The sequence below is a fragment of the Plantactinospora soyae genome, from assembly GCF_014874095.1.
GTDB classification, from domain to species: Bacteria; Actinomycetota; Actinomycetes; order Mycobacteriales; family Micromonosporaceae; genus Plantactinospora; species Plantactinospora soyae.
Map to the genome: position 1 here is coordinate 6,202,768 of NZ_JADBEB010000001.1, position 18,808 is coordinate 6,221,575.

At 70.9% G+C, this 18,808-nt stretch carries 17 protein-coding genes; 14 read left to right on the forward strand and 3 right to left on the reverse strand.

The window, feature by feature from the left end:
• Positions 1–21 precede the first annotated feature (21 nt).
• The 14 genes from aepX to H4W31_RS27090 all read left to right on the forward strand — a co-directional run bounded on the left by aepX (position 22) and on the right by H4W31_RS27090 (position 15,883).
• Positions 22–990 carry a phosphoenolpyruvate mutase gene (aepX, locus tag H4W31_RS27025; protein ID WP_225945706.1) on the forward strand — a complete coding sequence of 323 codons (969 nt, stop codon included), beginning with the start codon at positions 22–24 and terminating at the stop codon, positions 988–990.
• The gene (aepY, locus tag H4W31_RS27030; protein WP_192769209.1) at positions 987–2,171 is read left to right on the forward strand and encodes a phosphonopyruvate decarboxylase; all 1,185 of its coding nucleotides are present in this window, start codon (positions 987–989) and stop codon (positions 2,169–2,171) included. The genes aepX and aepY overlap by 4 nt, the downstream gene beginning before the upstream one ends.
• Positions 2,168–2,923 carry an MBL fold metallo-hydrolase gene (locus H4W31_RS27035; protein ID WP_192769210.1) on the forward strand — a complete coding sequence of 252 codons (756 nt, stop codon included), beginning with the start codon at positions 2,168–2,170 and terminating at the stop codon, positions 2,921–2,923. The genes aepY and H4W31_RS27035 overlap by 4 nt, the downstream gene beginning before the upstream one ends.
• 17 nt (positions 2,924–2,940) lie before the next feature.
• Entirely contained in the window at positions 2,941–3,489 is a 549-nt protein-coding gene (locus tag H4W31_RS27040) for an adenylyltransferase/cytidyltransferase family protein (RefSeq protein ID WP_318783426.1), read from the forward strand.
• On the forward strand, positions 3,470–4,813 hold the full coding sequence (locus tag H4W31_RS27045; protein WP_192769211.1) for a CMP-5'-phosphonoformate--3-phosphoglycerate phosphonoformyl transferase: 1,344 nt from the start codon (positions 3,470–3,472) through the stop codon (positions 4,811–4,813). Before H4W31_RS27040 ends, H4W31_RS27045 begins: the two co-directional genes overlap by 20 nt.
• A gap of 2 nt (positions 4,814–4,815) precedes the next feature.
• Entirely contained in the window at positions 4,816–6,003 is a 1,188-nt protein-coding gene (locus tag H4W31_RS27050; protein WP_192769212.1) for an enolase-like domain-containing protein, read from the forward strand.
• A gap of 15 nt (positions 6,004–6,018) precedes the next feature.
• Positions 6,019–6,906, forward strand: a complete 888-nt coding sequence (gene bcpA, locus H4W31_RS27055) for a carboxyvinyl-carboxyphosphonate phosphorylmutase (RefSeq protein ID WP_192769213.1) — start codon at positions 6,019–6,021, stop codon at positions 6,904–6,906.
• 3 nt (positions 6,907–6,909) lie between these two features.
• A complete protein-coding gene (locus H4W31_RS27060) occupies positions 6,910–8,310 on the forward strand; it encodes an aldehyde dehydrogenase family protein (RefSeq protein ID WP_192769214.1) in 1,401 nt (466 codons plus the stop codon).
• A 24-nt stretch (positions 8,311–8,334) separates the two neighbouring features.
• Positions 8,335–9,573, forward strand: a complete 1,239-nt coding sequence (locus H4W31_RS27065; RefSeq protein WP_192769215.1) for an aminotransferase class I/II-fold pyridoxal phosphate-dependent enzyme — start codon at positions 8,335–8,337, stop codon at positions 9,571–9,573.
• Entirely contained in the window at positions 9,570–11,030 is a 1,461-nt protein-coding gene (locus tag H4W31_RS27070; protein ID WP_192769216.1) for an aminotransferase class III-fold pyridoxal phosphate-dependent enzyme, read from the forward strand. The genes H4W31_RS27065 and H4W31_RS27070 overlap by 4 nt, the downstream gene beginning before the upstream one ends.
• Entirely contained in the window at positions 11,002–11,973 is a 972-nt protein-coding gene (locus H4W31_RS27075) for an SDR family oxidoreductase (RefSeq protein ID WP_225945707.1), read from the forward strand. Before H4W31_RS27070 ends, H4W31_RS27075 begins: the two co-directional genes overlap by 29 nt.
• 128 nt (positions 11,974–12,101) lie before the next feature.
• Positions 12,102–13,202 carry an amidohydrolase family protein gene (locus H4W31_RS27080; RefSeq protein ID WP_192769217.1) on the forward strand — a complete coding sequence of 367 codons (1,101 nt, stop codon included), beginning with the start codon at positions 12,102–12,104 and terminating at the stop codon, positions 13,200–13,202.
• Complete coding sequence (locus H4W31_RS27085; RefSeq protein WP_192769218.1) at positions 13,199–13,588, forward strand: Rieske (2Fe-2S) protein; 390 nt, start codon at positions 13,199–13,201, stop codon at positions 13,586–13,588. Before H4W31_RS27080 ends, H4W31_RS27085 begins: the two co-directional genes overlap by 4 nt.
• Before the next feature lie 120 nt (positions 13,589–13,708).
• Positions 13,709–15,883, forward strand: a complete 2,175-nt coding sequence (locus H4W31_RS27090) for an MMPL family transporter (protein ID WP_318783427.1) — start codon at positions 13,709–13,711, stop codon at positions 15,881–15,883.
• A 92-nt stretch (positions 15,884–15,975) separates the two neighbouring features.
• Here H4W31_RS27090 and H4W31_RS27095 read toward each other — a convergent pair whose 3' ends face one another.
• From H4W31_RS27095 to H4W31_RS27105, 3 genes are read right to left on the reverse strand one after another with little or no spacing between them, the layout of a single operon-like run.
• Positions 15,976–17,703, reverse strand: coding sequence for a hypothetical protein (locus tag H4W31_RS27095; RefSeq protein WP_192769219.1), 1,728 nt, complete (start codon positions 17,701–17,703; stop codon positions 15,976–15,978).
• Positions 17,704–17,730: 27 nt separating this feature from the next.
• The gene (locus tag H4W31_RS27100; RefSeq protein WP_192769220.1) at positions 17,731–18,228 is read right to left on the reverse strand and encodes an LGFP repeat-containing protein; all 498 of its coding nucleotides are present in this window, start codon (positions 18,226–18,228) and stop codon (positions 17,731–17,733) included.
• Between the two features lies 1 nt (position 18,229).
• Positions 18,230–18,715, reverse strand: a complete 486-nt coding sequence (locus H4W31_RS27105; protein ID WP_192769221.1) for a hypothetical protein — start codon at positions 18,713–18,715, stop codon at positions 18,230–18,232.
• Positions 18,716–18,808: the final 93 nt, after the last annotated feature.

An 18,808-nucleotide genomic window follows, 5' to 3' on the forward strand; every position in this document is an offset into this window, starting at 1 on the left:
CGACACTTCTTTGGAGGAACGTTGACCACATCGGAAGACACCGGTCCGGGCCCGACCACCGACCAGCGCGGCGGCGCCGGCTCGCCCGGCGACCAACTCCGCCGGCTGCTCGTCGACGAGGCGCCCTGCGTCCTGATGGGGGTGCACGACGGGCTCAGTGCCCGGATCGCGGTCGAGGAGGGTTTCCGCGCGCTCTGGGCGTCCGGGCTCTGCATCTCCACCGCCCTCGGGGTACGCGACAGCGACGAGGCGTCCTGGACGCAGCTGCTGAACAGCGTCGAGAGCATGGTGGACAACACCCGGGTACCGGTGCTCGTCGACGGCGACACCGGCCACGGCAACTTCAACACCGCACGCCGGTTCGCCAGCCGTGCCGAGCGGATCGGTGCCGCCGGAGTCTGCTTCGAGGACAAGACCTTCCCCAAGATGAACTCCTTCTTCGGGGCGGGCCATGAACTGGTGCCGGTGGCCGAGTTCTGCGGAAAAATCAAGGCCTGCAAGGACGGGCAGCAGGACCCGGGCTTCGTCGTCGTCGCGCGTACCGAGGCGTTCATCGCCGGGCAGCCGGTCGACGAGGCGGTGGCCAGGGCCGAGGCGTACGCGGCAGCCGGAGCGGACGCCATCTTCGTGCACTCCCGGCAACCGACGGCGGTGGAGATCGCCGCCTTCTCCGCCCGATGGCACGGCCGGGTGCCGATCGTGATCGCACCGACGACGTACCACCGGACCACGCTGGACGAGTTCCACCAGCTCGGGGTCGGCGGGGTCATCTGGGCGAACCAGAGCATGCGGGCCGCGTTCAGCGCCATGCGCAAGGCCTGCCGGGACATGCGGTCGAGCGGGGTGATCAGCGGCGTCGAGGAGGAGATCGCCTCGCTGAAGGAGATCTTCGCGCTGCTGGGCTACGAGGACCTGGAGCGGGAGGAGCGGCGGTACGCCTCCTTCGACCCGCCGGTGCTGTCCACGGTGACCGGGGGGAACGCTCCATGATCCGTGCCGAAGAGCTGATGGGGGCACTGGTCGACCACGCGGTGACGATGGTGACCGGGGTGCCGTGCTCCTTCCTCACCCCGGTCATCAACCGGGCCATCGGCGATCCGAGGGTGCGCTACCTCGCCGCCACCCAGGAGGGCGAGGCGGCGGCCATCGCGGCCGGTGCCTGGCTGGGCGGCGGGCTCGGCTGTGTCATCAGTCAGAACTCCGGTCTCGGCAACATGGTCAACCCGTTGACCTCGCTGCTGCACCCGGCCGGCATCCCGGCGCTGCTGCTGGTCACCTGGCGGGGCGAACCCGGCCGTCCCGACGAGCCGCAGCACGGGCTGATGGGGCGGATCACTCCGGGGCTGCTCGACCTGATGGAGGTGCCGCACGCGACGCTGCCGGCCGACCCGGAGGCGTTGTCCGGCGCGTTCGCGGTGGCCACCGGCGAGCTGCTCCGGGCCGGCCGGCCGTACGCCTTCGTGATTCCGAAGGGGACGGTCGCGGCGGAGCCGCTGAACGAGTCCGCGCTGTCCCGGCGTACCGGCCGGATCGTCCGGCACCTGCCCGACGGGCCGGCACCGAGCCGGTGGGCGGCGCTGGAGTGCCTGCTGTCCGAGTTGCCGGAGAGTGCCGCCGTCGTCTCGACCACCGGGATGACCAGTCGGGAGCTGTACGAGATCGCCGACCGGGAACAGCACTTCTACCTGGTCGGCGCGATGGGTTCGGCCGGGGCGGTGGGACTCGGGGTGGCCGCGCACACCACCCGACCGGTGGTGGTCGTGGACGGCGACGGCGCCCTGCTGATGCGGCTCGGCGGGCTGGCCACGATCGGGGCGTACGGGGGTGACAATCTCGTGCACGTCGTACTGGACAACGGCGTGCACGACTCGACCGGCGGCCAGCGGACGCTGGCGTCCACCGTGGACTTCGTCGCCGCCGCTGCCGCCTGCGGCTACCGGCAGCTACACGACTGCACCCGGCCCGAGGCGTTCCGGGTGGCGATCGGGGCCGCACTGGCCGGCCCCGGGCCGAGCCTGGTCCGGCTCCGCACCAGACCGGGCTCGCGCAGTGGGCTGGGCCGGCCGGCGGTGACTCCGGCGCAGGTCGCCCGGCGGTTCCGCCGGTTCGTCACCACCGCCCCGACCGGCGGACGGGTGGGCGCGGACGAGGTGCTGGGAGTCGTGGCGTGAGCGGTGTCCGGGTGACCTTCGCCGGTTCGGGTGACGCGTTCGGCAGCGGCGGGCGGTTGCAGGCCTGCGTACACCTGAGTCCGGTGGACGGACCGCCGATCCTGCTCGACTGCGGGGCGACCGCCCTGGTCGGGCTGAAGCGGCACGGCATCGAGCCGAACGACGTCGGCACGGTGGTGCTCTCGCACCTGCACGGCGACCATTTCGCCGGGCTGCCGTACCTGATCCTCGACGGTCAGTTCCGGCGCCGGACCGGCCCGCTGGAGGTGATCGGGCCACCGGGCACGGAGGAACGGCTGCGGCAGGTCATGGAGCTGCTCTTTCCCGGCTCGACCCGGATCACCCGACGGTTCGAGGTGACGGTCCACGAGATCGAGCCGCACGGTCGGCTCGATCTCGCGGGGCTGTCGGTGCAGGCGTACCCGGCGGAGCACTTCGCCGGTGCGCCCGCGCTCTCCCTGCGGATCGGGCTCGGCGGCCGGGTCATCGCCTACAGCGGCGACACCGCCTGGACCGACACCCTGATCACCGTTGCCGACGGGGCGGACCTGTTCATCTGCGAGGCGTACACGTCCACCCGGGCGGTGCCGTTCCACCTGCACCTGCCGATGCTCCGGGACAACCTTCCCCGGCTCACCTGCCGGCGGATTGTCCTCACCCACGCCGGGCCCGACGTCCTCGCCCGGGCCGGCGAACTCGACCTCGAAGCGCACCTCGAACTGGCCGACGACGACCGCGTCATCGACATATAGACGATCTGGAGGATCCGGTGGACCACCCCTACCCACTTGGCGTCATCCACGGCAGGTTCCAACCCCTGCACCTCGGACACCTGGAATACCTGCTCGCCGGTGCCGACCGCTGCGACACCCTCGTCGTGGGCATCACCAACCCGGACCCGTGGCAGACCGCCGAGGAAGCCACCGACCCGGTACGCGGATCGGTGGAGGCGAACCCGTGTACGTACTACGAGCGGTACCTGATGGTGGAGGCCGCGCTCACGCAGGCGGGCGTTCCGGACCACCGGCTGCGGATCGTGCCGTTCCCGCACAGCTTCCCGGAGCGGCTGCGTTACTACGCGCCGCCGGAAGCCGTCTACCTGCTGACCATCTACGACGACTGGGGCGCGGAGAAGCTCACCCGACTGGGCGCGCTCGGCCTGACCACCGAGGTGATGTGGCGCCGGGTCGAGAAGCCGATCAGCGGCGGCCGGGTACGCCGGGCCATCGCCGCGGACGACGACTGGGAGCAGTTGGTGCCGCCCGCCGTGGCCACCGTGATCAAGGAGTGTGGGATCGATGCGCGAATCCGTGGTTGACCGGGCGGACCCGGCGGACTCCGGTGCGGGCGCCGGCCGGGTCTTCGTGGTCGCGCTCTGCGGGGGCGGTGACCGGCCGATCGCGGAGTTGGCCGACCGGACCCCGTTCGAGGCGGCGGCCACCCCGCACCTGGACGAGCTGGCCCGGGACGGATGCAGCGGCCTGCTGGAGGTGATCCGGGCCGACGTGCCGCCGGAGTCGGACTCCGGCGCGATGGCCCTGCTCGGGTACGACCCGGTGCGCTACTACACCGGCCGGGGGCCGCTGGAGGGGCTGGGGATGGACTTCTGGGACGCCGACGGCTTCTCGGTGGCGTTCCGGATCAACTTCGCCAGCTGGCAGCCGGACACCGGTCGGCTGGACCGACGTACGTCCCGTGATCTGTCGGACGACGAACTCGAGGCCCTGGTGACGAGCGTCCGGGCCGAGGTACGCCTGACCGACGACGTGGCGGTCCGGCTGACCGGCTTCGGCCGGCACCGGGGAATCCTGGCCCTGACCAGCCGGACGGTGCCGCTCTCCGGCCGGGTCACCAACACCGACCCCGGGTTTGTCGCACTCGGCCCGTTCGGGGTACCGGTCGCCGATCCTCCCACGACACCGCTGCGCTGCCGGCCGGCACCGGGCCTCGACGGTACGCCGTCCGGCCTGAACGCCGAGGGCACCGCGCGGCTGGTGAACCAGTTCGTCGAACGCAGTGCCGCCGTGCTGGAGAACCATCCGGTGAACCTGGCCCGCCGGGCGGCCGGCCGACGGCCGGCGAACCTGATCCTGGTCCGCGACGGCGGCGACACCCTGCCGGTCCTGCCCTCCTTCGCCGCCGAGCGCGGCCTGCGGCTGTCGATGTACGGGCAGGTGCCGGCCGAGCGTGGGCTCGCCCGACTGATCGGGGCGAGGTTCACCGTCGCCCGGGCCGGGCCGGGGGAGGACGACCGGTCGTTCTACCGCACGCTGCTGCCGGCGTTGCTGGACGATCCCGCCGATGTCGTCTTCGTACACCTCAAGGGGCCCGACGAGCCGGGACACGACGGCCGGCCGCACGACAAGGTGACGGCGATCGGCGACATCGACGGCGGCTTCGTCGGTCCGCTGCGCGCCCGGCTCGGCCCGCTGGACACCCTCGTCGTCACCTGTGACCACGCCACCCCGTGCGAGCTGGGCATCCACGCGCCGGACCGGGTGCCGACGGTGGTCACCGGCCCCGGCGTACGACCGGACGGGGTGACCGGGTTCGGCGAGCGGGCCGCCGCCGGTGGTGGTCTTCCGGCCGCTCGGGCCAGCGAACTGCTGCCCTGGCTGCTCCGGCTGCGTAAGGGGCGCTGAGGATGCGGATCACCGGTCTGCGGCTGCGCGGCATCCTCGACTCCCGGGCCAGGGCCACGGTGGAGGCCGACGTCGTCCTGGACGGCCGCCACCACGGTCGGGGGTCGAGCCCGCGTGCCATCGCACCGGGCCGGCGGGAACGTCCGCTCGGCGAGCCGACCGTGCTGGGCCCGCTCGCCCCCGGCGAACTGCACCGGGCGCTGCTCGGCCAGGACGTCGACGACCAGGCCGACCTCGACCGGCGGGTGACCCGGCTGGACATCGGCGCCGCCGAGACCCTCGCCGTGTCGCTGGCCTTCGCCCGGGCCGCCGCCTCGGCCCACCCGCTGGCCCTGCACCACTACCTGGCCCGGCTCGCCGGCACCACACCCGGGGTGCCCCGGCTGCTGGTGAACGTCTTCTCCGGCGGCATCCACGGTGCCGGTCCGCCGGCCGGCTTCCAGCAGATCATGGTCATCCCGGACACCGGCGACCTCACCCGGGACATCGAACTGGCCCGTACCGTCTTCGACGAGGCGGAGCGGCAGGTCCAGCAGCGGTTCGGCCCGGCCCGGGTCTCGCCGTCGAGCGGGCTGCTGGTGCCGCTGGACAGCGAACGGCAGTTGGCACTGCTGCACGACGTGGTCGCGGCGGCCGGCTGTGCGGGCGCGGTGTCGTACGGGGTGGACGTCGCCGCGGAACATCTCGTCGAGCGGTCCGGCGGGTACCGGCTCGGCCCCGACGTGCTGACCTCCGCCGAACTGGCGGGACGGCTGTCGGCGCTGGTCGAACGGTATCCGCTGAGCTACCTGGAGGACCCCTTCGACCCGGCCGACGAGCCCGCCTGGCGGGCGCTGCGCCGGAACCTGCCGCCGATGACGACGGTGATCGGCGACGACCTGTTCGCCACCGACGCCGCCCGGGTGGACTCCTCCCTGGCCGACGGGATCCTGCTGAAGCTGAGCCAGGCCGGCACGTTGACCGCCACCCTCGAGGCGTCCCGGGCGGCCCGGGAGGCGGGACTGGTCTGCGCCGTGTCGCACCGGTCCGGCGAGACCGAGGACACCGCGATGTGCGATCTCGCGGTGGCGGTCGGCGCGGAACTGATCAAGGTCGGTGGGCCGCGTCGCGGTGACCGGCTCGCCAAGTACAACCAACTGCTCCGGCTGGCCGAGACCGTGCCGGCCGAATCCCCCGTTGCCGTCCGCTGAACGAAGGAGTGCACCGTGTCCCGTGCAAAGCAGTTCAAGGACCTGATGAACGCGCCCGAGCTGCTCGTCGTACCCAGCGCGTACGACGCGCTGTCGGCGAAGGTGATCGAGCAGGCCGGCTTCAACGCCGTTCACATGACCGGCTCCGGCACCTCGGCCAGCATGCTCGGCCTGCCCGACCTCGGCTTCGCCACGATCACCGAGATGGCGTGGAACGCCAAGAACATCACCCTGGCCGTCGACCTCCCGGTGATCATGGACATCGACGCCGGGTACGGCAACGCGATGAACACCTGGCGCTGCGTACGGGAGTTCGAGCGGGCCGGCATCGTCGGCGGCCACCTGGAGGACCAGGTCGTGCCGAAGCGCTGCGGTCACCTGGAGGGCAAGCGGCTGATCAGCTCGAAGGAGATGGTCGGCAAGATCGCGGCTGCGGTCGAGGCACGGGAGGACCCCGACTGGGTGCTGATCGCCCGTACCGACGCCCGGGAGAAGCTCGGCCTCGACGAGGCGATCCGCCGATCCCGGGAGTACGTCGCCGCCGGGGCGGACTGCATCTTCCTGGAGGCGATGCTCACCGTCGACGAGATGAAGCGGGTCCGGGACGAGATCGACGCCCCGCTGCTGGCGAACATGGTGGAGGGCGGCAAGACGCCGTGGCTCACCACCAAGGAGCTGGAGGCGATCGGCTACAACCTTGCCATCTACCCGCTCTCCGGCTGGTACGCCGCCACCGCGATCCTCCGCAAGACCTTCGCCGCGCTGCGCGACGAGGGTACGACGCAGAACTTCTGGGAGCGGCACGGCCTGAAGATGACCTTCGACGAGCTGTTCGAGGTCTTCGAGTACTCGAAGATCTCCGAGCTGGAGCGGCGGTTCGTCGTCCGGGACGAAGAGGGCTGACCGGTGTTCCTCGACGGGCAGCTGCTGCCCAGCGCCGGGGACGACGTACCGGTGCACGACCGCTGGACCGGTGCGGAACTCGGCCGGGTGCCCCGGGACGGCCCGGCCGAGGTGGACACCGCGGTCAGCGCGGTCGCGGGTCGGCGCCGACCGATGCCGATCGACGAGCGGGTGTCGGTGCTGACCGGCGCGGCGACCGCGTTGCAGGCCCGCGCCGGGGAGTTCGCCCAACTGATCACCGCCGAGTCGGGTGTCTGCGTCCGGGAGACGACCCGGGAGGTGGGCCGGGCGGTCGCGAACCTGCGGGTCGCCGCGGCGGAGGCGGAGCGGCTGCGCGGCGAGTCCATCCCGGTCCCCGGCGCGGCCCGGCTGGCCGTCACCGTGCCGGAACCGGTCGGCGTGGTCGCCGGGATCACCCCGTTCAACCGGCCGCTCAACCAGGTCGTGGTCAAGGCCGCGCCGGCGATCGCCGCCGGCTGCGCACTGGTGCTCAAGCCGTCCGAGCGGACCCCGCTGACCGCACTCGCCTTCGCGGAGCTGCTCACCGGGGCCGGCTATCCGAAGGAGATGCTCGCGCTCCTCACCGGTGATCCGGCGCGCGTGGGCGGCGCGCTGGCCCGGCATCCGGCCGTCGACATGGTGACCTTCACCGGCAGCGTGGCGACGGGCCGGGCGGTGGCCGCCGCCGCGGCCGGAAAGAAACTGCTGCTGGAACTGGGCGGCAACGATCCGCTGCTGGTACTGCCCGACGCCGACCTCGACCTGGCGGCCCGGCTGGCCGCCGACGGGGCGTACGCCACCGCCGGGCAGTCCTGCCGGGGGGTGAAACGGATCATCGTCTGGGCCGGGGTCGCGGACCAGTTCGTCGAACGGCTCGTCGGCCTCAGCCGGGCCAGGCGGTACGGCGACCCGCGCCGGCCCGAGACCGAGGTGGGGCCGCTGATCGACGAGGCGGCGGCGGAACTGGTGCAGCGGCGGGTGGCCTCGGCGATCTCCGCCGGAGCGCTGCTGTGTTCCGGAGGCGACCGGGACGGTGCGCTCGTCGCGCCGACGGTTCTCGATCGGGTGCCACCCGGTGCCGAACTGGTCCGCGAGGAGACGTTCGGTCCGGTGGCGCCGGTGCTCCGGGTGGGGGGACTGGACGAGGCGGTCGAGGTCGCCAACGGCACGGCGTACGGCCTCCAGGCGGGCGTGGTCACCAATGACAGCGCCGCCTTCTGGCAACTCGCCGCGCGACTGCGGGTGGGGGCGGTCAACCTGCTCGAGGGGCCGCAGTTCGACTCCCCGCACATCCCCTTCGGCGGAGTGAAGGCGAGCGGACTCGGGCGGGAGGGCATCCGTTACGCGATCCGCGAGATGAGCACCACGAAGACGGTCACCGTGCCTTACGGCTGGCCGGTCTAGCAGCATCAACAGGGGAGGACGCAAGTGGACCTGTTCGAAAAGGTGATCAACAGTCCGGGCAGTCCGATCGCGCAGATGTCGCGGGACATCCACGGCAGGTACGCGTTTCCGAGGCTGACCGGTGAGATCGGCAGCCGGATGCGGTACGGCGACACGGACCAGCTCGTCTGGAGCCTGAACAACTATCTCGGGCTGGCCAACCACCCGGAGGTCCGGGCCGCCGACGCGCGGTTCGCCGCCCGGTACGGCCTGGCCGCGCCGATGGGCTCGCGGATGATGTCCGGCGAGACCGAGGACCTGGAACTGCTGGAGTCGGAACTGGCGGCGTACGCGGACAAGCCGGCCGCGCTGTTCCTGAACTTCGGCTACCAGGGCATGATCTCGTTGCTGGACTCGCTGCTCAGCCGGCGTGACTGGCTGGTCTACGACGCGGAGTGCCACGCCTGCATCATCGACGGCATCCGGCTGCACCGGGGCAAGGCAAAGTCCTTTCCGCACAACAACATCGAACGCCTCGAGGCGGTGCTGACCCGGATCGAGGCGGAGCGCGGCGACGACGAGGCGGTGCTGGTCGTCACCGAGGGCGTCTTCGGGATGTCCGGGGTGCAGGGGCGGCTGCGGGACATCGTCGCGCTCAAGCAGCGGTTCAACTTCCGGCTCCTGGTCGACGACGCGCACGGCTTCGGGGTACTCGGTCCGGACGGCGGCGGCACCGGCGAGGAGCAGGGCTGCCAGGACGGCATCGACCTGTACTTCGGCACCTTCGCCAAGGCCGGCGCCAGCATCGGTGCCTTCGTCGCCTCGGACGCCGAGATCGTCTGGCGGCTGCGGTACGGGATGCGGTCGCAGATCTTCTCCAAGGGTCTGCCGTGGCCGGTGGTGGCCGGCAACCGGGTCCGGCTCGACATGATGCGCAACCGCCCCGAGCTGCGGCGCAAGTGTCTGGAGATCGCCGCGCACCTGCGTGCCGACCTGCGTGGGGTCGGGCTGGAGATCGGCGATCCGTCCAGCGCGGTGACCCCGGTGTTCCTGGGGCTGGAGGCCCCGCAGACCGCCGTCTTCCTGGAGCTGCTCCGGCACCGGTACGGGATCTTCTGCTCCGCCGTCACCTATCCGGTGGTGCCGCCGGGGGTGGTCCAGCTCCGGCTGATCGCCACCGCCACGCACGAGCACAGCGACGTCACGTACACGGTGGACGCGCTGCGCCGGGTGTACGAGGAGGTGACCGGGCGGAGCGAGATGGCGCTGTCCGCGCTCCGGTGAGCACCGACCTGGCCCGGAGCGCCGAACCGGCGACCGGCACCGGGCTGGTCCGCCGGCCGGGCAGCGCCCCGGCGGCGGAGATCCTGGCCCGGGCGTCGGCGATCGCCGCCCAGCCGATGCGGGAGATCGCGCCCGAGCGGTTGGAGTCGGAGCTGGCCGAGTTCCGGCGCCGTACGCCGGGCTCGGCGACGCTCTTCGGGCGGGCCCAGAGAGTGCTGGCCCGGGGGAGCGAGCACGTCGACCCGCTCTCCTCGCCGTACCCGCTGTTCCTGGACCACGGTGCCGGGGGCGAGGTCGTGGACGTCGACGGCAACCGGTACGTCGACTGCATCCTGGCCGGTGGCGCGCTCAGCCTCGGGCACAACCATCCCGGGTTGAACGCCGCGGTCGTCGACCTGCTCCGGGAGCGTACCGGCTTCCACGGCCACCTCGACGAGTTCGAGGTGCTCGCCGCCGAACGGATCATCGAGGTCTTTCCGGCGGCCGAGGCGGTCCGGTTCGTCGGCTCCGGCGCCGAGGCCGACCTCGCGGCGGCGCGGATCGCGCGGGCGTACACCGGACGACGCAAGATCATCAAATTCCGGGGCCACTACCACGGCTGGGGCGACCAGTTCATGGTGGACCTGGAGGTGCCGGGGTCCGGCGACTTCATGGCCGGCGGGGTGCCGCCGGAGCACTACGCGCACACCGTGCTGGTGCACCCGCACCGGCTCGACGACCTGGCGGCGGCACTGGCCGCCGGCGACGTCGCGGCGGTGATCAGTGAACCGTTCGGCGGCGAGTCCGGCCTGGTGCCGTTCGCCGACGACTTCCATCAACAGGCCATCGCACTGGCCCACCGGCACGGCGCGCTGTACGTGTTCGACGAGGTCGTCACCGGCACCCGGGCCGGGATCGGTGGCGCGCACGCGGTGCTGGGCGTCCGCCCCGACCTGATCACCCTCGGCAAGGGACTGATGAACGGCTACCCGTCCTGCGGGGCGGTCGCCGGGCGGCGGGAGGTCATCGAGGCGGCCGGGACCGGGCTACCGGACGGCCGGCCGTTCACCTACATCGGCGGCACCATGTCCGGCAACGTGCTGTCGGCGGCGGCCTGTTACCACACCCTCGGCGAACTGACCCGGCCCGGCGTACTCGACGGTGCCATCGCGGTCACCGCCGACCTGGTGCTCCGGCTCAACGCGCTCTTCTCCGCCGGCGGTGTGCCGTTCTTCGCGTACCACTTCGGCACGATCCTGCGGATCGAGCTGACCGCGCCGCACGCGCTGCCCGTGGACGCCGAGCGGCTGCCGGAGATCATCGCCCGGCGGGCGCTGCTCGCCGACTACATGATTCCGGTGGTCAACGCCGGGGTGCTGTCCCGGATGGGTCGGGACATGCTCTCCTGCGGGCACACCCGGGCCGACAGTGACCGGGTGGTGAACGCGTATGCCCGACTCGTCGAACTACTCGGCTGAACCGCCGATCGATCCGACGCCGACCGAACAACCGGTGCCGGGCGGACAACCGGTGCCGACTGGACAACCGGTGCCGGGCGGCACGGCGTACGACGCGACGGAGCCGGGAGGTGCGGCCTCGGGCGGGCCGTCGACCGGCACCGGGCCGGCCGGGACGGTCCTGGTCACCGGGGCGACCTCGGGAATCGGGCTCGCCGTCAGCCGGCTCTTCGTCGACCGGGGGGTGCGGGTGCTGGGCACCTCCCGGAATCCCGACGACATTCCCGCGCCGGACCGGATCCCCGGCGTGACCTACCTGGCCCTGGACCAGTCGGATCCGGCGAGCGTACGGGCCTGCGCGAAGGCGGCCGGTCCGGTCGACGTACTGGTCAACAACGCCGGGCACAGCCAGGGCGGCGCCCTGGAGGACCTGCCGGAGGAACAGCTGGAGCAACTGTTCCGGATCAACGTGCTGGGACCGGTCGGGTTGGCCCGCGCGGTACTGCCGGCCATGCGGGCCGCCGGGCACGGCCGGTTGATCTTCGTGGGTTCACTGATGGCCGAGTTCCCGGTGCCGTTCCAGGGCAGCTACGCGGCCTCCAAACTGGCCCTGCGCGGTTTCGTCACGGCGCTGCGCACCGAGGTCGCGCCGTTCGGCATCCAGGCCACCCTGGTTCAGCCGGCCTACTACCGGTCGGCCATCGACCGGCACCGCGCCTGGCACACGACGCCGGACTCGCCGTACCGGGACCGGGTGGGCGTGGTCAGCGCGCGGGTCCGGGCCCAGCACCAGAGCGCGGCGGACCCGGCGGAGGTGGCCGAGCGGATCTGGCGACTGAGCCGGGCCGCCCGGTTGCCGGTCGTCTCCATGATCGGCGGCAACGGCGCCACCCTGCGTCTCGTCCGGCGCTTCCTGCCCGACCGCGTCGCCGAGCGGCTGGTCGCCCGCCGGTACGGCCTCTGACCACGCACCTCCGGCAACGAGTCCACGCACCTGCGGCGAGCACCATCCCCGTCCGGCGAGGAGACCAGACACATCCGGCGAGGACACCACGCACATCCCTGAGGAGAACAGCTCCGCGAAGGAGAACAATGACCCAGACCCTGGACCGGTCCGCCGTACCGGACGGCACGCCCAGCGCGCTGTCGGTGATCGACACGGACGTACACGAGATGATCGGCAACCCACTGGAGTTCCTCCAGTACGTCGAGGAGCCCTGGCGGGGGCGGATCCACCCGGACAACTGGATGGGCATCTCCATCCCGTACTCCTGGCCCACCACCGGCGGGCTGGCCCGGCCGGACGCCCGGCCGACCAACGGGCTGCGGGCCGGCTCCGACTACCAGTTGATGCGCACCCAGCACCTTGACGCCTTCAACATCAAGCACGCCGTACTGACCGGGCTGCTGTACCCGAGCGAGTTCAAGGTGCAGCCGGACTTCGCGGTCGGGCTGTCCCAGGCGTACAACCGGTGGGTCGTCAACGAGTGGCTGGCCAAGGACTCCCGCTTCCTCGGCTCGATCTGCGTGGCGGCACAACGGCCGGACGACGCGGTGGCCGAGATCGAGAAGTGGGCCTCGCATCCGCAGATGGTGCAGGTGCTGCTCCCGGTGATCTCGCACGACACGATGGGCCGGGACTACTACCACCCGATCTACGAGGCGGCGGTCCGGAACAACCTGGTCGTCGGCTTCCACCAGGGCGCGAACGTGGAGACCGCGGTCGGACTGCCCACCTACTTCCTGGAGTGGCACACCGCGATCTCCCAGGCCTGGCAGTGCCAGCTCATCAGCCTGGTCGTACACGGGGTCTTCGAGAAGTTCCCCGACCTGCGGGTGGTGATGATCGAGTCCAGTTGGACCTGGCTGCCCCACCTGATGTGGCGCTTCGACCACAACTACCGGAGCCTGCGCCGGGAGGTTCCGTGGGTGAAGCGGCTGCCCAGCGAGTACATCCGGGACCAGGTCAGGTTCACCACCCAGCCGATGGAGTTCGCGGAGAACCCCGACCACCTGTACCAGATGTTCGAGATGGTGGGTAACGACGAGTTCCTGATGTTCTCCTCGGACTACCCGCACTGGGACTTCGACGCCCCGGACCGCTCGCTGCCGAGTTCCTTTCCACCCGACATCCGCCGGAAGGTGCTGCACGACAACGCGGCGAAGTTCTACCAGCTCGGGGCGGCGCGATGAGCACGACCGAGCAGACGTCGACCCGGCGGCGCCAACGCCACGTCGTGTGCGGAGTCGACGAACTCGCGCCCGGCAGCACCCGGCTGCACGCGGTCGGCCACCGGCAGATCGTGGTCGGGCACGTACCCGGGCACGGGTACGTCGCGCTGTCGAACTACTGCGCGCACCAGGGAGGTCCGCTCTCCGCCGGCTCGTTCGAGGCGATGTGGACGGCGGAGAAGGTGGGCGAGCGGATCCAGGACCCGGACCGCTGGGTGCTGATCTGCCCGTACCACAACTTCGAGATCGACGCCGCCACCGGCTGCCCGGTGGCCCGGTTGGGTACCGCCCGCACCGCCACCTACCGGGTGGCGGTCGAAGCCGACGAGATCGTCGTCTACGTCTGAGTGGCGTACACGTCCGAGTAGGTGACCACGTCCGCACCCGGCCGCCGGCAGTCGGCAACCCGGGGCGGACGTGGTCCCGCAGGGAGGCAGTCCGAAGTGCTCCGCAACCACGGTAGGTTCGTGTCCCGCCATCCGAAGAAGATCCTCGGCGTCGCGGCGCTGCTGCTCGCCGGTGCCGTCTATCTCGGGATGGGCGCGTTCGACGTCCTGCGCAGCGGCGGGTTCGAGGACCCCGCCGCCGAGTCGACCCGGGCCAGGGACCTGATCGAGTCCGAGTTCGGCGGGCAGACAAACCTCGTCCTGCTGGTCCGGGCGAAGGAGGGGACCGTGGACAGCCCCGCCGTCCGCGAGGCCGGGGCCGCGCTGACGACCCGGCTGGCCGGCGAGTCCGGGGTCGAGAACGTCGGATCGTACTGGCAGAACAACGTGCCTGACCTCCGCTCGGCCGACGGCACGATGGCGCTGGTGCTCGGGCACGTCGCCGGGGACGACGAGCAGGTGAGCGACCGTACCGAGGCGTTGCTGGCCCGGTTCCCCGCCGACGAGGGGCCGGTGACCGTCACACCCGGCGGCGAGGTGGTGGCCAACCAGGACGTACGCGACGAGGTCAACCGGAGCCTGGTGCTGGCCGAGGCGATCGCCGTACCCGCGATCCTGCTGCTGCTCGTGCTGGTCTTCGGCAGTGTGATGTCGACGATGGTGCCACTGGTCATCGCCGCCGCCGCCACCGCCGGCACCCTCGCCGAGCTGTACCTGCTGGGCTCGGTCACCGACGTCTCGGAGTTCGCGATCAACCTGGCCACGGCGCTCGCCCTCGGGCTCAGCGTCGACTACGCCCTGCTGATGGTGAGCCGGTTCCGGGAACGGCTCGCCGCCGGTGACCCGGTACCGGAGGCGGTGGCCACGACGATGGGCACCGCGGGCCGGACCATCGTCTTCTCCGCCGCCACCGTCGCCGCGGCTCTGGCCGCCCTGCTGGTGTTTCCGCAGTTCTTCCTCCGCTCCTTCGCCTACGCCGGGATCGGCGTGGTGCTGATCGCCGCCGCCACCGCGCTGGTGGTGACCCCGGCCCTGCTCGCCCTGCTCGGCCACCGGATCAACGGAGGTCGGCTGCCCTGGTCCCGGGCCGCCCGTGGGGCCGACTCACCGGTCTGGGGCGGTCTGGCCGCCGTCGTGATGCGACGCCCGCTGCTCACCGCGACGCCGGTGGTCGTACTGCTGCTGCTCGCCGCCGCGCCGCTGTCGGCGGTGCACTTCGGCAGCCCGGACCAGGGCGCGTTGCCGCAGCGGGTCGCCAGTCGACAGGTGGCCGACACCATCCGGGACCACTTCGACGCGAACGTCTGGACCGCGACCGACATCGTCGTACCCGGCCAGGTCGAGCCGGACGAGCTGGCCGGGTACGCCGGCCGGCTCGTCGCGCTGCCCGGGGTGGCCGGCACCATCACCAGTGTCGGCGCGTTCAGCCGGGACGGCGCCGGCCCCGGCGACCCCGGCCTGGGCAGCCCGGACGCGCAACGGCTGTCGGTGTTCACCACCGTCCCGCCGAAGTCCGACACCGCGCAGAAACTCATCCGGGCGATCCGGGCTGTTCCCGGACCAGGGAACGCGTCGACCCTGGTCAGCAGCTCCGAGGCGCGGCTGGCGGACACCAAGAAGGCCATCGGCGACCGGCTTCCGCTGGCCGGGCTGCTCGTCGGACTCACCACCTTCATCGCGCTGTTCCTGTTCACCGGCAGCGTGATCCAGCCGGTCCGGGCGCTGCTGTTGAACGTACTCAGCCTCTCCGCGACCCTCGGGGTGATGGTCTGGGTGTTCCAGCAGGGACACCTGGCGGACTGGCTCGGCTTCACCCCACGCCCGCTGGACACCGCGATGACCGTACTGCTGCTCTGTGTCGCCTTCGGGTTGTCGATGGACTACGAGGTCTTCCTGATCAGTCGGATACACGAACTGCATCTCGCCGGCCACGACACCCGGACGGCGGTGATCGAGGGCCTGGCCCGGACCGGCCGGATCGTCTCGGCGGCGGCCGCGCTGCTCGCGATCAGCTTCTTCGCCTTCGGTACCAGTTCGGTGAGCTTCCTCCAGATGTTCGGCCTCGGCACCGGGCTGGCGATCCTGATCGACGCGACCCTGGTACGCGGTGTGCTGGTGCCGGCCCTGATGCGTGCCTTCGGACCCCGGATCTGGTACGCGCCCCGGCTGCTGCGCCGGCTGCACGAACGGGTCGATCTCAGCGAGTCCTCCCGGGAGGAGGTGATCCCGCTGGCCCCGGCCACAGTTGAGCGTTGACCGGACCGGCCCCCGCACCGCTGCCTGACTTCCGGTCGGGGTGGTTCCGTGCGGCGGCGTCGAGCTACCGCCGCACGGAACCCGCCCGCGAGTCAGACCTGCACACAGGTGATCGTGTACGTCGGCTCCACCCAGGTCCGGTCGCCGGTGATGATTCCCCGTACGGTGATGGTCTGCGCCGTCCCGTCCGCCCGCTGGACCTGGTAGGTCGAGGTCACGTTCCGGAGCAGGACCAGATCCGAGGAGTCCATCAGCAGTGACCGGGGCTTCCCCTCCTGGTCGGTGACGTTCGCGAGTTCCCTGCCGAGGTAGCCGGTCAGCTGTGTCTGCCGGGCCGGCTCGACGAGCACGCGGTCGAGCAGACCCCGAAGCGCCGACAGTTCGACCACCTCGGGGCGGGTGGTGCCGTCCGAGTAGCCGACCCGTACGTGCCGCAGGACGAGCAGGGTCAGGTACGGCTGGAGCTGCTCGTAGAACTCGTAGACCCTGACCTTGTCGGTGGAGTTCTTCTCCTCGAAGATCTCCTTCTTCAGGATCTTCGCCGACTGGGTGAACTCGTCCTCGGAGTTGTACGTCTTCTGCTCGGTCTGCTTCTTGGCCTCGTCCACCTGGGTCTGCATGGAGTTGAAGGTCGCCTTGTTGAATCCCGCCCGGGTGGTGTTGGTGCCGCCCTGGACGTTGAGGGTGGCGTTGGCCTCGCCGCCCCAGAGGCTGGTCGCATTGGCGTCCGCGTGCGCCTGGGCATTCAGTTGGTACTTGTAACTCTCGGTGGACCCGCCGCTGGACGTGTTCTTGTCGACCCGGTCGTAGAAGTTCGACACGACGCTGGACTCCTGGCTCGTCAGCAGGCTCTGACCCAGGGACGTCTTGGAGGTGTCGAGGGTCTCGGTCACCAGGATCCGCTTGATGGTGGAGCCCGCGCCGATCGATCTCGTGTCGATCAGCCGTCCGAGGTGTGGCGCCCCGACCAGGGTCTCCAGGGCATAGTCCTCGACCAGGAACAGTTGCGGCCGGCCGAGGAACTGGGCGAACGCGGGAAACCTGTTCTCGACCGAGCCCTGGTCGAGCACCCGGTTCTGCCGGAAGTCGTAGAGGACGTACCGCAGACCGGCGATGAAGAAGATGTTCTCCTCGTTCTGTCCGGTGCCGTAGAAGGCGACATCGATGCTGGTCGGGAAGTCCTCCGGCAGGTTCCACGCCTGCCTGATGGGCATCGGCCCGGCGTCCGTCCCACCGGTGTTGAGGTTGTGCCGGACGTACTGGCCGTCCTTGAAGAAGTGGATCATGCCGTGGAACCGTGACCCCACACCGTGCAGGGCCACGGGCACCCCGGAGGTGCGCCAACTTCCGTCGGGATTGGTCCACGCCCCCGTCGCCCACTCGCCGAGAACCCCACGCGGCCCGAAGTCGACCCGCCACGCCGACTCACCGGCGGTACCGGGTACGGCAGTGCTGGAGTTGATCCGGACGAACATCTCGTCCTTGAAGGCGTACCAGAGGTGGGGGAAGGCGGGACCACCCCAGACGGTGGAGTGGATGCCGGACCTGAACATCTGGGGCAGGCTGTCCCCGGCGAAGTTGCCGGCGATCAACCGGGGCCCTTCCTCGATGCTCCCGGTCTCCAGGTCGTAGAGAAAATACTCGGCGCCCTTGAACAACCACAGCCCGTTGGGCCGGCTGGGATCGGTGTTCAGGACGGTGTCGAACAATGGCCCCGGCGTGCCCGTCTGGTGGAACGCCGTGACCGGCATCCCCAGCGAGGTGAAGACCCGCCGCAGCTCGATGGTCGCGAGCTGCCGAAAATCGTTCTGGGTACTCATGTCCCCTGTCCTTTCTACAAGGCGGGATCAGTCGATGTTCGTTCCCACCACCGCGCCACCGGACGGCGTCCAGGTGACGGTGCCGCGCTGGAACCGGCTCGTGCTCCCGCCCGGAAAATTCCCCACGCCGCTGACCGGGTAGCCAAGCCGACCGGCCTGCCAGCCGAGCTGTGCCCAGAGATCCCGGATCGGGCCGTGCACCTCGTGCGCGCCGATGTCGGCCCGCCAGTAGATGGAGCCGCCCTCGAAGTGGTTGAACCGGCCGTCCCCAGGCCCGCAGGGGGACTCGTCGGACACCGGGTACCGCAACACGCTCCGGATCCCGCCGAGCTGCGCCCACCTCACCCGGATGAGCCCGTGCACCTCGTGAGCGCCCAGCTCCGGCGTCCAGTAGATGGAGCCGTTCGCGAAGTCGCGTACCCTGCCGCGACCGTCCGGCAGGGCCATCTCCGCGCTGCCCGCGCCGGTGTCGACCGGCGGGCCCAGCCAGGGAAGCTGCCGCCACTTGTCATCGATCGCCGACATGTCAGTCGACCCGGTAGGTGACGAAGTAGTACGAGCTCTCCACGTCGGACTTCGCTAGTTTCGCAAGCTCGCCGGCGCCCTGCTCGGACTCGAAGACCGTGATCGAGCCAAGGAGGTCGTCGGCGGAGACGGCGTCGAAGTCCCACAGGGAAAGGCTCTGGGAGAAGGCCACCGGGACCTGGATCCCCGGTGAGACCGACTGGTCGGCCTGGATGTCGAGCGTCGACCGGTCGGTCGGCCAGATCGAGTTCCCCAACCCGCCGGCCGTGTCCATGGTGAGGTAGAGGTTGTCCGGGTCGGATCGGGCGCTGTCGATCGCCCCGATCACGCCGGGCAGGCTCTTCAGGAAGTCCTGGAGCGGGGTACCGCCGAGCTCCGCGACCGCGATCGATGGCGCGAGGCCGGCGAGAGCCTGGTTCACGCCGAAGTCGGTACCGGTGGAGTGGCGCAGGCACCAGATGTTCAGGACGGTAGCGCTGGCTGTCATTGGGATCTCCTGGGGTTGGCGTTGCGTCTACCGTGCGGGTCCGGCCTGGGTGCGAACCTTGTGGAGCCCTTGCGGGCCGGCCGGTCACCGGCG

Excerpts from the sequence above, each read along its gene's own strand:
- aepY (WP_192769209.1), top strand. The coding sequence starts at position 987 with ATGATCCGTGCCGAAGAGCTGATGGGGGCACTGGTCGACCACGCGGTG.
- H4W31_RS27045 (WP_192769211.1), top strand. The coding sequence starts at position 3,470 with ATGCGCGAATCCGTGGTTGACCGGGCGGACCCGGCGGACTCCGGTGCG.
- H4W31_RS27050 (WP_192769212.1), top strand. The coding sequence starts at position 4,816 with ATGCGGATCACCGGTCTGCGGCTGCGCGGCATCCTCGACTCCCGGGCC.
- H4W31_RS27075 (WP_225945707.1), top strand. The coding sequence starts at position 11,002 with ATGCCCGACTCGTCGAACTACTCGGCTGAACCGCCGATCGATCCGACG.
- H4W31_RS27080 (WP_192769217.1), top strand. The coding sequence starts at position 12,102 with ATGACCCAGACCCTGGACCGGTCCGCCGTACCGGACGGCACGCCCAGC.
- H4W31_RS27085 (WP_192769218.1), top strand. The coding sequence starts at position 13,199 with ATGAGCACGACCGAGCAGACGTCGACCCGGCGGCGCCAACGCCACGTC.
- H4W31_RS27095 (WP_192769219.1), bottom strand. The coding sequence starts at position 17,703 with ATGAGTACCCAGAACGATTTTCGGCAGCTCGCGACCATCGAGCTGCGG.
- H4W31_RS27100 (WP_192769220.1), bottom strand. The coding sequence starts at position 18,228 with ATGTCGGCGATCGATGACAAGTGGCGGCAGCTTCCCTGGCTGGGCCCG.
- H4W31_RS27105 (WP_192769221.1), bottom strand. The coding sequence starts at position 18,715 with ATGACAGCCAGCGCTACCGTCCTGAACATCTGGTGCCTGCGCCACTCC.